This window comes from Candidatus Palauibacter soopunensis (genome assembly GCF_947581735.1).
GTDB lineage: Bacteria > Gemmatimonadota > Gemmatimonadetes > Palauibacterales > Palauibacteraceae > Palauibacter > Palauibacter soopunensis.
Map to the genome: position 1 here is coordinate 198,420 of NZ_CANPVT010000007.1, position 15,081 is coordinate 213,500.

9 protein-coding genes are annotated in these 15,081 nt (G+C 71.9%); 1 reads left to right on the top strand and 8 read right to left on the bottom strand.

Annotation, left to right across the window (positions count from 1 at the left end; translation table 11 throughout):
* Positions 1-2: 2 nt before the first annotated feature.
* The 5 genes from RN901_RS04095 to RN901_RS04115 are packed head-to-tail and all read right to left on the bottom strand — an operon-like array spanning position 3 to position 7,335.
* The gene (locus RN901_RS04095; protein ID WP_310756220.1) at positions 3-824 is read right to left on the bottom strand and encodes a carbohydrate ABC transporter permease; all 822 of its coding nucleotides are present in this window, start codon (positions 822-824) and stop codon (positions 3-5) included.
* A complete protein-coding gene (locus RN901_RS04100; RefSeq protein WP_310756222.1) occupies positions 817-2,610 on the bottom strand; it encodes a sugar ABC transporter permease in 1,794 nt (597 codons plus the stop codon). Before RN901_RS04100 ends, RN901_RS04095 begins: the two co-directional genes overlap by 8 nt.
* The gene (locus RN901_RS04105; RefSeq protein ID WP_310756224.1) at positions 2,607-3,905 is read right to left on the bottom strand and encodes a sugar ABC transporter substrate-binding protein; all 1,299 of its coding nucleotides are present in this window, start codon (positions 3,903-3,905) and stop codon (positions 2,607-2,609) included. Before RN901_RS04105 ends, RN901_RS04100 begins: the two co-directional genes overlap by 4 nt.
* Positions 3,902-5,038, bottom strand: a complete 1,137-nt coding sequence (locus RN901_RS04110; protein WP_310756226.1) for an ABC transporter ATP-binding protein — start codon at positions 5,036-5,038, stop codon at positions 3,902-3,904. The genes RN901_RS04105 and RN901_RS04110 overlap by 4 nt, the downstream gene beginning before the upstream one ends.
* Complete coding sequence (locus RN901_RS04115; RefSeq protein WP_310756228.1) at positions 5,035-7,335, bottom strand: trehalase family glycosidase; 2,301 nt, start codon at positions 7,333-7,335, stop codon at positions 5,035-5,037. The genes RN901_RS04110 and RN901_RS04115 overlap by 4 nt, the downstream gene beginning before the upstream one ends.
* Positions 7,336-7,515: 180 nt before the next feature.
* Between RN901_RS04115 and RN901_RS04120 the strand changes: the two genes are divergently transcribed.
* Complete coding sequence (locus tag RN901_RS04120; RefSeq protein ID WP_310756231.1) at positions 7,516-8,238, top strand: hypothetical protein; 723 nt, start codon at positions 7,516-7,518, stop codon at positions 8,236-8,238.
* 26 nt (positions 8,239-8,264) lie between these two features.
* Here RN901_RS04120 and RN901_RS04125 read toward each other — a convergent pair whose 3' ends face one another.
* From RN901_RS04125 to RN901_RS04135, 3 genes are all read right to left on the bottom strand, one after another.
* The gene (locus RN901_RS04125; RefSeq protein ID WP_310756233.1) at positions 8,265-10,838 is read right to left on the bottom strand and encodes a hypothetical protein; all 2,574 of its coding nucleotides are present in this window, start codon (positions 10,836-10,838) and stop codon (positions 8,265-8,267) included.
* 46 nt (positions 10,839-10,884) lie between these two features.
* Entirely contained in the window at positions 10,885-14,058 is a 3,174-nt protein-coding gene (locus tag RN901_RS04130) for a hypothetical protein (RefSeq protein ID WP_310756235.1), read from the bottom strand.
* 87 nt (positions 14,059-14,145) lie between these two features.
* The coding region (locus tag RN901_RS04135) for a hypothetical protein (RefSeq protein ID WP_310756237.1) at positions 14,146-15,081 on the bottom strand (936 nt) is incomplete at its 5' end.

Genomic DNA, 15,081 nt, shown 5'->3' on the forward strand with positions numbered 1-15,081 from the left:
CGCTAGCGGATTCCTTCGAGTTGGATTCCGCGTACGAAGTATCTCTGGGTGAAGAGGAAAAGGAGGGCGATGGGCAGCACGGCGGCGACGCCGGCCGCCATCTGGTAGGGCCAGTGGATCTCGTACGTCGAATGGAAGGCGGCGATCCCCACCTCGACGACCCGCATCTCCATGGAGCGCGTCACGAGGAGGGGCCACAGCAGGTTCTTCCACGCATCGACGAACGCGAACAGCGCGAGCGTCGCCACGGCGGGCTTCGCGAGCGGCAGGGCGACGCTCCAGAAGATGCGCACGCGCCCGGCCCCGTCCACGCGCGCGGCGTCCTCCAGTTCGCGCGGCACCGTCCGAAAATACTGCCGCATGAGAAATATGCCCCACACCGAGACGAGTTCCGTGGAGATGAGTCCCTGGTAGGTGTCGATCCAGCCGAGGGCCTCGATCATGAGGAAGCGGGGGATGAGGACGACGACCGCGGGCACCATCATCGTCGACAGAAAGAGCATGAAGAGCCCGTCCCGTCCCGGAAAGTCGAGGCGGGCGAAGGCGTACCCGGCGGTGGCCGAGGTCGCGACCTGTCCCGCCGCGACGGCGGTCGCGAACACGAGAGAGTTCAGGAAGTAGCGCCCGAAGGGCTGGACCGTCAGCGCCTCCGGGTAGTTGGACCACCGCGGCGTCCGCGGCAGGAGGCCTCCTCCGGCGAACACCTCGAGCTGTCCCATGAGGCTCGTGAGCGCCATCCACGCGAAGGGCGCGGCCATGACGAGGCAGGCCGCGGCGAGCAGGAGTCCGCGCGCCCTCCGGGGCGCCATCGCGCGGTCAGCCATGGGCCCGCCGCGCATCGAGGAAGCGGAAGTGCAGCCACGTGGCGGCGAACACGACCGCGAACAGCATCCAGCTCATCGCCGCCGCGTTGCCGAACTGCAGGAACTCCCACGCCTCCCGGTAGATGTGATAGACGGCGACGTCGGTGGCGCCCAGCGGGCCGCCCTCGGTCATCACGTAGACGAGACCGAACACCTGGAAGGACCCGATGACGGACGTGACGAGCACGAAGAACAGGGTGTGGCGCAGGCCGGGCAGCGTGACGTGACGGAAGCGCTGCCACGGCCCCGCGCCATCGACCCGGGCCGCGTCGTACCAGTCGCGCGGGATCGCGGCGAGGCCCGCCTGGAACACGACCATCTGGTAACCGACGACCATCCAGATGCCGATCATCATCAGGCTGATGAGCGCAACGTCGGGCGACGTGAGCCACGGGACGGATTCGAACCCGGCGCGCTCCAGGCCCCGGTTCAGCAGCCCGTACCGGTCGCTCAGCAGCCACTTCCACACCACCGCGATCGCTGCCACGCTCGTGATGCCGGGCAGGAAGAGGGCGAGCCGGGCCCAGCGCATGGCGCGGCGCGACCCCCGGGTGAGGAGCGCGAGGGCGAGGGCGACGGCCATCGCGGCGGGCACGTGCAGCGTGAACAGCGCCGTGTTCCCGATCGCCGACCACCACTCGCCGTCGGTGAGCAGCGCCGCGTAGTTGTCGAGTCCGAGGAAGAGCGGCGCGGGGTCGATGAGGCGCCATTCGTGCAGCGAGATCCACAGTGAGAAGACGAGCGGCCCGAGGGTGAAGGCGAGGATGAGGGCCGCCGCGGGCGCGAGGAGGCCCCACGCCGCGAGCGTTCGGCGCAGGGCGCGGGGACGGGCCGCGAGTTGCGCGAGGTGGAGGACGAGCGCGACCAGCAGCGCTGCGAGCCCGCCCGCGGCGGCCAGCGCGAGGGCGGGCGAGGCGGTGCGCTCGTATCCGAGGAAGGCGAGGTGGACGTCGGCGGCGCGGGCGACGTGCCAGGTGGCGCCGTCCGCCTCCACCGTGTACGGCGTCCCCGCCGGCGCGCCGGCGGGCTGCCCGGCCCGGTCGGGGGAGGCGGCGATGGCCGCCGCGACATCGGCCGGCATCGTCCACGGCGGGTCCGCGGACTCCAGCGCGCGATCCTCGGTCCAGGGGAGGTGGGCGAGGCGGGCGGCGCCCGCCGGATCGGCGCCGCCCGCCAGGGCTCGCTCGACGGCGCGCGCGCCCTGGGCCACCGTGGCCGCGCTCAGTGATCGGAGTTCGCGGTCCGCCCACCGTCCGGCGAGGGCCGCCGACAGGGCGACGCAGCCGATGGCGAGGAGCGCGATGCCCCACGGGTAACGGAAGCGCCCCGGTGCGCGCCGCCGGCGCGCGGCCCAGCCCGCGACGAGCCCCGCGCCCGCCAGCGCGATGGCGAAGGCGCCGCCGGGGAGGGCGTCCAGGAGGCCGTCTGCGCGGCGCGGCGCGACCGCGATCCAGGCGGCGGGGTCGAGCGCCCCGGCCTCATAGGCGTATGCCCCCGCCCCGTCGCCGCCGGCATCCGCGCCGAGGATCGTCGCGCGCTCACCGAGCAGTCCGGCGACGGCCCGCGCGCCGCCCTGCGCGCCGCCCGCCTCCTCCCACAGGGCGGCGGCCATGCGCGCCTCGGCTTCCGCCGACGCCGCGCGCACGCTCTGCACCCGGCCGGCGGCGATGGCCACCACCAGCGCCACGCCGGCCGCCAGGACGACGGCGGCGAGGGCCGCGAAGGCCGGCTGCCGCGCGCCCCTCACCGCCCGAACTCCGCGTCGATGCGGCGGGCCACGTCCGAGGCGCTCGAGGCGAGGGACTCTCCCCGAATCAGGCGGCGGTCCATGATCTCCACCGCGAGCGCCTCGATGCGCGAGAAGTCGCGCACGCGGGCGCCCCACGTCATCCGGGCGCCCTCCACCAGCGCGATGAACGCGCCCTCCACCCCGGTGTCGTCCGCCGCCGCGATCTCCGCCGCCACGTCGATCCGGGAGGGGATCGCGAGTCCCGACCCCGCCCGAATGCGCTGCGCTTCGGGCGAGGCGAGAAAGCCGGCCAGGTCGATGGCCCGGCGCAGGCGCGGCGTGTTCGGCGGCACGGCCCACCCGGACGCGTACAGCACGCTCGTCGCCGCCGCCCGCGAGGGATGGTGCGGGATGGGAACGATGGCCAGGTCCAGGGCGCCCGTCTCGACCAGATCCCGGAACACGGGGAGCGTCCAGTGGCCCGAGAGCAGGAACGCCTGTCCGCCCGATGCGAAGCGCGCCTCCCGCGCGGGGTCTCCCTGCTGAACGAACTGCGCGCCCGGGGTGAGGCCGTCCTCCGCCAGGGCGGTGAGGAAGCGGTAGGCCTCCAGCGCTTCCGGCCCGTCCAGGTATCCCGCCGCCCCGTCGCCGCCGGGCGCGAGGATGTCGCCGCCCGCCGACCACACGAACGGCACCCACTGGTACAGGTTGCGCGGGAAGTCGAACCCGAACACGTCCTCCCGCCCGTCGCCGTCCGTGTCCGCGACGACCGCCTCCGCGGCCCGGCGGAAGTCCGTCCAGGTCCAGCCGGCCCCGGGCGCGGCGGTTGACGGCGCGGCCGGCAGAAGGTCTTCGACGCCCGCGGCGGCGAGCACGCCCCGGTTCGCGTACAGGACCATCGGCGTGAAGTCCTTCGGCAGCGCGAACATGGACGCGCCCCGGCGGAACGCGTCCGCCACCTGCCCGAACACGCGGTCCGGCCGCCAGCCGAGCGCCTCCATGTACGGCGCGAGGTCCAGCGCCAGCCCGCGCTCCACGAACGTCGGGATGTCGGGCGAGTCCATGAGATAGACGTCGGGCGGACGCCCCGCCGCGATCGAGGTCAGCAGGCGCTCCTCGTACCCGTTGGGAGCCGATTCGAGCACAACCCGTACGCCGGGGTTCAGCGCCTCGTAGCGGTCGGCCACCTGCCGCTCGATCTCGAGTTCGTGCCCGCCCGCCCACAGGGCCACGCGCAGCACGGTGTCCGACTCGCCGGGCGCGCAGCCGGCCGCCGCGAGGCCGAGGGCCGCGAGGACGACGCGGCGCGTCACGGCGAGGCCGGCCGGTCGATCGGTCGCGGCGCCGCCTCCTCGCGGCGGCCATCCGGACCGAACAGGTGGCTGCGCTCCCACGCGACGGAGACGCTCACCCGGTCGCCGGGCGCGACCCGGAGGCCGGGGCCCGCCCGCGCCACCCACGCCGCGTCGCCGGGGCCGTCCAGGTGCACGCGCTGCTCGCTCCCCAGCGCCTCCACCCGCAGCACGGCGGCCCGGAAGTCGCCGGCCCCGGTCGAGCCGCCGGCCCCGCTCGGGTCGCCGCCGTCGCCGCCAGCGGCCAAGGCAAGGTCCTCCGGCCGCACCCCGAGCGTCGCGTGGTCGAGGTCCGACGGCGCGTGCAGGGCGAACGGACCGCCCATGAGGCGTCCGCCCTCGTCGCGGGCCAGCGGGATGCAGTTGATGGGCGGCGACCCCACGAAGCCCGCCACGAACAGGTTCCTCGGCCGGCGGTACACCTCATCCGGCGTGCCCACCTGCTGGAGCCGGCCCCGGTCCATGACCGCGACCCGCTCGCCCAGCGACAGCGCTTCCACCTGGTCGTGCGTCACGAAAATCATCGTCGTGCCGAGGCGCCGGTGCAGGGCGGCGATCTCGTCGCGCGTCCGCAGGCGCAGTTCCGCGTCCAGGTTCGAGAGCGGCTCGTCGAACAGGAACACGCCCGGATCGCGAACCATGGCGCGTCCCAGGGCCACCCGCTGGCGCTGTCCCCCGGACAGTTCGCCGGGCTTCCGCGACAGCAGGTCGGAGAGGCCGAGCGCGGCGGCGGCGTCCGCCACCCGCCGCTCGATCTCGTCGCGCGGGGTGCCGCGCACGCGCAGGCCGAAGCCCAGATTCCCCGCCACAGTCATGTGCGGGTAGAGCGCGTAGCTCTGGAACACCATGGACACATCGCGGGCGCCCGGCTCGACGTCGTCCACGCGCCGTCCCCCGATCCACACCTCCCCGGCGGTGGGTGCGATGAGCCCGGCGATGAGGCGAAGCAGCGTGCTCTTCCCGCACCCCGAGGGTCCCACCAGCACGACCAGCTCTCCCGGCCGGACCTCCAGGTCCAGCGCCCGGACGGCCACGACTTCGCCGTACCGCTTCTCCACGCCGCGCAGTTCCACGCCCTGGGGCGCGCGCGTCACGAGGCCCATCGCACCCGCAGGCCCTCGCCGCGCGGCCCGTCGAACCGCTCGCCGTCCACGGTCGCGCTCACCCGCTCGGGTTCCACCTCGACCGACACGGTGCGCCCCCGCGCGACGGCCGGTCCCAGCGACACGCGGGCCGGACCGTTCGGCAGCGGCCGCACCTCGATGCCCGATGCGTCCACGTGAAGCCCGCCGAATCCGCGCGCCAGCAGGTCGAGGATCCACGAGTGCTGGTAGTCGTCGATGCCCCGGAAGTGGCACGCGCGGCCCGTGTGCGGGTTGTAGTGCTCGAAACAGTTGGGGCGCGCGGGATCGCCATCGGTGAACATCATGCGCGCGAAGCGGTTGAGCATGTCGGCCGCCAGGGCGCCCGCCCGCGCGTGCGCCCGCGAGTTCCCGCCGCGCCAGCAACGCAGCAGCCCTTCGATCACGTGGCTCGTCGTCATCGGCCAAACCCGTCCGTTCCACGGGCAGTTGCGGCGCTTCCCGCGCCAGATGCCCTCCGCCGAGAATCGCGGATCGTCCACGCTGGACGAAGGCAGGGGGAAGCGCGTCCCGAACGTCGCCGGATCCTCGAGGTGGTCGAGCAGGGCATCGAGCCGCGCCCCGTCTACGCCTCCGGTAAGCAGCGGATAGAACCCCACCGCCGCCTTCACGCCGGTCCGCTCGCCCGTGCGTCCGTCCACATCCGTGAACAGCCCGGCCTCCGCCGACCACATGCGCTCGTCGATCGCTCTCCGGCAGCGCGCCTCGAGTTCGCGCCACGCGGCCTCGTCGCCCGCCCGCTCCAGACGGCGCGCCACGGCGGCGAGGGCGCGAAACAACTGGTGCGCGTACACCGTGACGTCGATCCCCTTGAGCCGGAGCCGGGGACGCCACCCGGCCACGTCGGCCTCCCCGTCCACCGCCATGTAGCGCGACATATACTCCTGTCCCGTCTCGAAATGGTTCGTGACGGTGAACATCCCCGACGCTTCGGGATCGCGCGCCGCCGTCAGCCAGCGGGCGTAGCGCGACAGCCCCTCGTAGCAGCGGGCCAGCGCCGCCGCATCCGGGTGCATGTCATCGACCGCGAGCAGCGCATCGCCCCAGTTCGCGTGGTAGAAGTCCGTTCCCTCGAGGCGCTCGGGATAGAGGCGCCCGTGGAAGGAGCCGTCGGGCTTCTGGTTGTCGACGAAGTTCAGGAGCGAGCCCCACGCCTCGCGCCCGCCCTTCCGCCACCGCATCTCCATCATGTGGCACTGCGCGCTGTAGGCGATCGGCACGTGGAAGTACTCCGGGCCCTCCGCGATGGCGGGGTGCCGCACGGGCCCCCACGAACCCTCGATGCGGTTCAGGCCGAGACCATGGACGCGGTAGTCGAAGGTGCGGTCGAGATACGGATCGCCGCTCTCGAAGTGCGGAAAACCGCCGAAGAAGGACTCCCAGGCGGAGGCCGCCGGGATCTCGCCCGGCGGGGACGTTGGAGTAGGGGATGTCGGAGTAGGGGACGTTGGAGTAGGGGACGTTGGAACCGAGGACGCAGAATCCGGGCGTCGGGGTTCTACGCCCGGGAGGTGGAGAGTCAGCCGGAACGCCGGTGAGCCGCCGTCGATCGACGACATCGGAAACGCGACGGCGATCCAGATCCACCCGGAGCGGGGCGCGTCCGGGTCGGAGCTTAGCTCGACATCTTCCGCGAACGGCGAATGCCGCCATTCGGGCGCCCCGCGGCCCTCGGACGGCACGACGCGCCGCCACGCGGGCGATCCCGAGCCCGCGAGTTCCATGCGCAGGACCAGTTCCTGGCCGCGCCCGTCCGAGACGGCCCGCGTCCAGCCCACCCCGTCCGCCGTCGGCGCCACCCCGTCCGTCGCGTCCGCCGGCTGCGCGGTGAAGCCGACGAGGTGGCCCTCGAAGTCGCGGGGCACGTCCCAGGCGGATTCCAGGATGCCGCCCGGCAGCACCTGGCGGCGCTCCTCGACGAGAGCGCCGCGCTCGTCGGCCCATGTGACGGCCAGCCGCCCGGGCCGCCACCTGCCGACCGCCGGCTCGCCACCGCCCGGTCCGGGCGCCGCCCGGCGGAGAGGGCGCTCCCGCCCGTCCGAGCCCACGAGGGCTACCGAGAACCCGGGGCCGACCTCGTGCTGCAGCAGGTGAACCGGATCCCAGAACCCCGGCCGGTGCAACCACTCCGGGAACGGCGGCGCCCACACCACGCCGTCCAGCCCCCCCAGGAACCACTTGTCATCGCGAGCCAGCGCCGCGATGCGAGCCTTCGGCGAAACGGCGGAACGGGACGGGGGGCGGTTCATGGGAACACCATCGAACCGCCCGGGTCGCCGGTCAACGGCCCGACGGGTCCCGCCCCGCCCCGCGACGGGTCCGGCCCCGGTGCCCGACGCCTCCGGGCCGCGGTCTGACACTTCCTTCCGGCGAGGCGCGTAGGCGCGCACAGGCCCCCTAACCCCCGCGCTCAGCGTCTGGAGGAAAAGATGTTTCGGAATCGTCGCTCTCTCGCCCGCCCCTCGCGGCGGATCGCCCTCGCGGGCGCCCTGTTCTGCGGCCTCACGTCGGCGGGCTGTATCTTCGTCGGCGACAGCGAGTCGAGGGACGAAGCAGAGGAAGTGCGTGAAGATCTGCGCGATGCCGCCGACGACATCGCGGCAAGCATCACCGACGCGGTGGAAGAGATCGGCGAGCACATGACCGACCTCGCCGAGGAACTGAGCGCCGGTGCGCTGGTCGACAACCCGATCCACTTCCGGGAGTTCTACGATGTTCTGCCCGAGCGGGCGGGGGACTTGAGACGGACCTCGCGCGAGGGCGCGACGGGCGGAGCTTTCGGGTTCCGCGTGTCGGCGGCCGAAGCCGAGTACGAGGGGAGGAACGGGGCCGAGGTCGAAGTCGCCATCTTCGACATCGGCGCGCTTCCGGTGATCGGCTCCGAGGGCTTCGTGGAGTGGCTCGATCTCTCGGTCGACCAGGAGAGCGACCGGGGGTGGGAACGCACGATCGAGTACGAGGGCTACCCGGCCATCGAGGAGTTCCGCCGCACGCGCGGCGACCGCGGCCGCGCGGAGTTCACCTGGTTCATCGAAGACCGCTTCGTCGTCGAGCTGGAGGGACGGAACCTGACGATCGACGAACTCCACGCGCTTCGCGACGCGATCGACACCGGCGCCCTGGCCGACATGCGGGACCGCGAAGGCGGGTAGCGCGAAGGGTTGGCGGCCCGGTCCGGCTACCGGTCCCAGTCCGCGGGGTCGGGGATCCCGCGGCTGACCAGCGCCTCCAGGGCGGGATCCAGGGCCAGCGCCTCCGCCACCGCCCCGGCCAGTCCCGCGGGTGACGGATCCCGCAGGATCGCGCGCACTTGCCGGGTCGCGGGGTTGCGCACGATGGCGGCGGGAAGGTCGCCCTCGCCGTCGAGCGTGAAGGATCCGCCGGGCCCCGAGAGCGTGAGACTCGCGAGCGCTCCCGCCCAACCGGGCCGGACGGGCACGGCGAAGGCGAAACCCAGGGCTCCGTTCCCATGAGCGATGCGCCACATGTCGAAGCGCAACGCGAACAGTTCTTCACCCGACGCGTTCCGGCCGCGAATACGATAATCGCCGCCGCCCCGGGGCAGGGAAGGCGGAGCGTCGAGGACGAACGCGGGCTCCAGGTAGAGGGCGCCCTCTTCGCTCACGCCGCCCCACAGCAGCAGCGTGCGGTCATTGCCGCCGGCGACCGCGCGCGAGGCCGATGTGGTCGGCTCGGTGCGCAGGCGGAAGCGCATCGCATTGTAGAAGTGATAGTCCCCGATCCAGTGCGGATCGCAGTATCCCATGATGTCGGGCCTGTCCGGCGGCACGAGCAGCCCGCCGTCGCGAAAATCGTATCCCCACGCGCCGATGTGCCCGTTCTCTTCGGGATACCAGGGGTCGGGGCCGGTCGCGCTGCAGGGGGCGTGGCTGAGGCTCATGTTGTGCCCGAACTCGTGCCCGACGATGTCGGCCCGATCATGACTGGAGAAGCTGGCGAACCCGCCGACGAAGGCCAGGCCTCCGCCATCGCTGTTCGTCATCGTGCCCATGTAGTGCCCGATGGATCCCTCCGCGGCGCGTATCGCCGCCGTCTGGCCCAGGAGCGCGCTCTGGTTGTTCGTGGATGTCATGACGGCCTCGTGCCCTCTGACCGTCATGGCTCCGACCGGGAGCAGCGTACGCGTGTCCCAGAAGAGTTCGTGCTCCGGCGTCAGATTGTTCACGAGACTCACGATCGACGCGTCCGGGTCCGAGGTCAGCACGAACGGGATCACCGTGACTTTGAACGTGGGCATCCTCCGGACATCGACCGCCCGCCGCCCGCTGTCGGGGATCCGCCGCGTGAGTCCCAGGGCCGGGTCCAGCGTGCCGTCGGGGTCCGTCTCGACGACGATTTCGAGCCCCGGCTGCACGACCCGTCCGGGAATCACGGCGTTTGCCGTTGTGGCGAGATCGCCTTCCTGGATCTCCGTCGGCACGGGGTTCGACTGCGCGGGAATGTCGACGACGTGGGTTTCGGCGCCCTCCACGTAGAACCGGGCCCGGACGGCCGGGAAATCGACGGACGCCCCCTCCGGTGCGGTGAGAAACACGCGCAGGAGCGCGGAATCCCCGGCCACGAGCGGCACCGGGAACCGTGATGACTGTACGGCCTGCGTGAGCACGATCGATGCGTCCTGCCCGCACGCGGCGACCCGGTGTCTGTACAGCCGCTCCAGCCAGTCCCGGAAGGCGGGTTCGACGGGCGCACACAGCGCCGAACCGCCCAGGTGGAGCTGGACCAGTCGCCGCATCGACGTCAACTCGACGGGCAGCGGGCCGGCGAGCCCGGCGTTGTCCGACAGGTTCAGCGCCCGCAGCGCCGCCAGGCGCCCGAACGTCGCGGGCACCGGACCTTCGAGGTCGTTGCGCATGAGCAGCAGGACCTCGAGTCGCCTGAGGTCTCCGAGTCCGGGCGGGATGGGTCCCGTGAGATCGTTGTCGCTCAGATCCAGCCGACGCAGGTCGCGAAGATTGCCCAGCGCGGCCGGGATTCGCCCCCCGAATCCGTTGAGGCTGAGGTCCAGTTCGTCCAGGTAGCCGAAGTCGCCGATCAGCGGCGGGATCTCGCCATCGAAGTGGTTGTCGCGAAGATCCAGGTGCACGAGAATCGGCAGCCGGCCCAGTTCCGGCGGGATCGTCCCCGCGAGCGCGTTTCGCGACAGGATGAGCGACTGGAGCCGGTCGAGGTCGCCGAGTTCCGGGGGCAGATGCCCCTCGAGTCCGTTGAAGTCGAGGTCGAGGTCCGTCACCCGCCCCGCCGCGTCCACGCCCACGCCATGCCACGTATCCAGCGGCCGCCCGGACAGCCAGTTGTCATCGTTGTTCCAGCCCTCGCCGCCCGTCGCTTCGTAGAACGCCCGCAGCACGACGTGATCCGCCGTCACGAGTTCAGGTACGAGGACGCTGAAGTCCAGCCGGGCCTGGAGCGCCCGGGGATCGCGGGCGCGGATCGTGACTCGCGCTTCGCCCGGCGCGACCCCGACGACGGTGACGGTGGCGCCCGAAAGCGAGGCCGAGGCGACGCCGGCGTCGGAAGTCTCGATGGAGTACGTCAGGGCGTCCCCGTCCGGGTCCGTGAAATAGGCCGCCGCGTCCAGGGTGAGCGTGTCGCCGGCCGCCAGTTCCTGTGGCGGGATCGTGCTCGTCGGCGTCGGCCGCCGGTTGGGAGATGCCGTGGGCGGCGCGGTGCTTTCCTCGCCGCACCCCGCGGCCGAGAGGACGACGAGCGCCAGCAGGCCCGCGGGCACGACCCGCGGGCCTCTTCGCCGTCGACTCACCGGACGCCCACGCCGATCAGCTCGTGGCGCGCGGCGGGGTGCGCACGATGACGCCGGGGACGCCGGCCTCGCGGAGCCGGTTGTTGAACTCCGCGACGTCCGTGTCGATGATCTGCTGGAGCGTGTTCAGCCACCCCCCGAGTTCGGCCTCGAGTTCGTCGGCGCGGACCGCCGCCACCGCGTTGGGCCGGTCGTACGTGGACCCGATGTAGCCGTACAGGTTCGCGATCTCGTTGTCGAGCATGGGCGGGAAGTTGAGCATGTCCTGCCCGGACCGGTTCCGCGTCTGGAAGAGTTCCTCCTCCACGTCCGTGAGCTTCTCGCCCGCCGCGTCCGCCATCTCCGTGAAGTCGTCGCCGTAGCCGGCCTCCTCCACCGAGGTCGCGATGTCGCTCATCTGCGACCGCACCGACCGTACCTCGCGCACCGCGTCGTGCGACTGCTGGAGCAGCCCGCGCACCCGCACCATCAGGTCGTGCTGCGCCTGCAGGTCGGCGACCGTGACCTGGTCGGCCACCCGCGGGTCGATGTGGACCGCGAGCGGCTGCGTCTGCGTCGCTTCGCCCGCCGTCAGGCGGACCTCATAGCGCCCGGGCACGGCGGGCACCCGGCCCGTGAAGCCCCAGATCCGGGCGCCCTGCACGAGGTCGGGCCCCTCTCCCTGGAGATTCCACACCATGCGGTTGAGGCCGGCGGTCGTCTGCAGGCGGTCCGGCGACCACGTCGACGGGCGCCCGATCGCCGCCTTCGCCTCATCATCCCACGAACCGGGGTTCGAGGAGTAGACCCGCACGACCTCGCCGCCCCCATCCACGATCTCGAGGTTGATCGTCTCCTCCATCCCCTCGCCGAGCGCGAAGTGAATCGCCGCCCCGTTGGGGAAGACGCTCTGCGCGCGCACCGCATCGCGCGGCGTGTAGAGGTGGACGTCGGCCGCCAGTGTGGCCGCGGACATCGTCCGGAGCGGCGACACGTCGTCGAGAATCCAGAACGAGCGGCCCTGCGTGCCGATGACGAGGTCGCCCTCGTGCACGAGCATGTCCGTGATCGGCGTGATCGGCAGGTTCTGCTGGAAGCGCTGCCAGTTGCCGCCGCCGTCGAAGCTCACGTAGAGCCCGTACTCGGTGCCCGCGTAGAGGAGTCCCTCCCGCACCGGGTCCTCGCGCACGACGCGCACGAAGTGGCCGGGCTCGATCCCGTTCCCCGAGAGGCGGGTCCAGCTCTCCCCGTAGTCGTCCGTGCGCCACATGTAGGGCGTGTTGTCCTGCATCCGGTAGCGGTAGACGGCGACGTGCGCCCGCCCCGGGCCGTGCGCCGAAAGGTCGATCACGTTGACGGTCGAGAACTCCGGCAGGTCGCCGGGCGTCACGTCCGTCCAGTTCGCCCCGTCGTCCCGCGAGACGTGGATGAGGCCATCGTCGGAGCCCACCCACAGGACGCCCGCCTCGTGCGGCGATTCCTCGAAGGCGAAGATCGTCCCGTACATCTCCACCCCGGTGTTGTCCCACGTGATGCGCCCGCCCGCGTGCTCCATCTTCGTCGTGTCGTTGCGCGTGAGGTCGGGGCTGATCGTCTCCCACGAGTATCCCGCGTCCGATGTCCGGTTCACGTACTGCGACGTGTGATAGATGACGTCGGGGTTGTGCGGGGAGATCCGGATGGGCGCGTTCCACTGGAAGCGGTGCTTCATCGTCTTCGGGGCCTGTCCCAGCTGGAGCTGCGGATAGAGGAGCATCTGCCGGACGTCGCCCGTGGCCCGGTCCACCCGGTTGATGCTGCCGCCGTAGCAGCCCGCGTACGTCACGTTCGGGTTCCGCGGGTCGATCGCGATGTGGCCGCTCTCGCAGCCCCCGACCGCGGCCCAGTGCTGCGCCGGCTGCACCGCCGGCATGGCGCGGCTCGGCACCATGATCGTGGAGTTGTCCTGCTGCGAGCCGTACACCCGGTAGGGGAACTGGTTGTCGACGAACACCCGGTACATTTCGGCCGTGACCTGGTTGTAGTACGTGGACCAGCTCTCCGCGCCGGTCGTCGTCACCTGCCCGCCGCCGTCGTTCGCCACGACCTGTAAGTCGGGGTTCTCGTAGTTGATCCACAGGTCGTGCACATCCCCGTGCGGGACGCTGTACCCCTGCCACGTCGCGCCGCCGTCGATGGACTTGTTGTAGCCGACGTTGAGGGCGTACACCGTGTTCTCGTCCACCGGGTCGGCGTAGATGTGCGTGTAGTACCAGGCCCGCTGCTGGAGCCCGCGGTCGTCGTTCACCCGCCGCCAGCTGTCGCCCCCGTCCTCGGAGCGGTAGACGCCGCCCTGGTCGTTGGGCGCCTCCATGAGCACCCACACCCGGTCGGGGTTCGCCCGGGAAACCGTGACCGCCGCCTTGCCCACGAGTCCGGTGGGGAGTCCGCCCTCGAGCCGGTTCCACGTGTCCCCGCCGTCGGTCGACCGGAACACGCCGGACTCCTCAGAACCGGAGATCGCGGTCCACGGCTTGCGCTCGCCCCGCCACGCCGCGGCGAAGATGATGCGCGGATTCGCCGGGTTGATCGCGAGGTCCACGACGCCGGTGGTGTCGGAGATCGCGAGCACGTGGTCCCACGTCTCCCCGCCGTCCGACGTGCGGAAGACGCCGCGCTCCGGGTGGGGCCCGAACGGGTCGCCGAGCGCGGCCACGAAGGCGACGTCGGCATCGTGCGGGTGGACCTCGATGCGGCCGATCTGCCCCGCGTTCGGGAGTCCGATGTGGGTCCACGAGTCGCCGCCGTCCGTGCTGCGGTAGACGCCGATCCCCTTCGACACGTTTCCGCGGATGGGGGCCGAGCCCGTGCCCACGTAGATGACGTTGGCGTCGCTGTCCGCCACGTCGATCGCTCCGATCGAGCCCGTCTCGATGTAGCCGTCGGAGATGTTGCGCCAGTTGAGGCCGGCGTCGTCCGTGCGCCACACGCCGCCACCCGTCGCGCCCATGAAATAGGTGAGCGGCTGCTCGGTGATCCCTGCCACGGCCGTGCTCCGGCCGCCCCGCGGCGGCCCGATGGAGCGGAAGCTGAGGCCCGCCACGTCGGCGGAGTCGAAGGCGACGGCCTCCTGGGCCGCGAGCGCCGAGGGCGCGACGGCAAAGTCCGCCGCGACGAAGACGGCTGCGGCGAGGGTGAGCGTGGTCGGCGTGACGATGGCCAGCTTGCGCATGGGGCTCCTGCTCCTGTTCCGGTTGGACCGCGGCCCGCAAACCTAGATAGACGAAGCCCGTCGCGACAATCACCGACGGCCCGGCGTTCAGGCGGTGGCGGCCGCTTCGGTGAAGAAGTCGCGGAGGGTGCGGGCGACGAGCGCATCCTCGCCCTCGCGGAGGAGGCGCGTGCGGATCGTCATCAGGTAGGCGAGGCGCGGCTCCGCGGCCATGAGTCCGGCTTTCGCCTCGTCGGTGGTGAGGGAGATGACGTCGGGGTCCCAGGTGAGTTCCACGTCCTCGTAGCCCGCGGTGTTCGTCACGACCTCGGCGGTGAGGCCGGGGACGTCGGCGAGGTCGGCGGCGATGCGACGGGCCATGTCGGACCAGCCCGCGACCCACGATTCGACATCGCGCTCCACGTAGCGGTCCAGGGCGACCACGAGACCGACGATCTCCTCCTTTCCCACCTTCATGCCCCGGCCGATGCCATCGTTCGGCGAGGCGTTCAGACGGGCCGCTTCGACGAGGTCCGCCCGCCCGGCCAGGATGCCGGACGACTGCGGGCCGCCGATCCCCTTGCCGCCGCTGATCACGATCAGGTCCGCCCCCGCCTCGACGAACTCCACGAGACCCACCCCGGTCGGGAGGTCCGACGCCATGTCCACCAGCACGGGGACGCCCGCATCGCGCCCGATCTCGATCTGCTCGCGCACGGTCATGACCTCCGGCCCGGGAGCCGGCGCCCAGTCCACGGGGGCCGGAGGCGCGAACATCGTCTGCCGTTCCGCCGTCGCGAGGGCGGCGATCATCGCCGTCCGTTCCGTCAGCTTCGCCCGGAAGTCCTCCCGCGTCTCCGCCTCGACGATCGTCATCCCCGCGTCCCGGTACGCCCGGTCGTAGCCGAACCGGTGCGGCGCCTGGATCAGGCACTCCCGCCGCGGCCAGGTGGGGAGGGGAAGCGCGTGGACCCGCTCCGGGTCCGTGCCCGTCAGGCGGAGCACCGGAGATCTGAATCCCGGCAGGAAATCACGTAAGTCTAA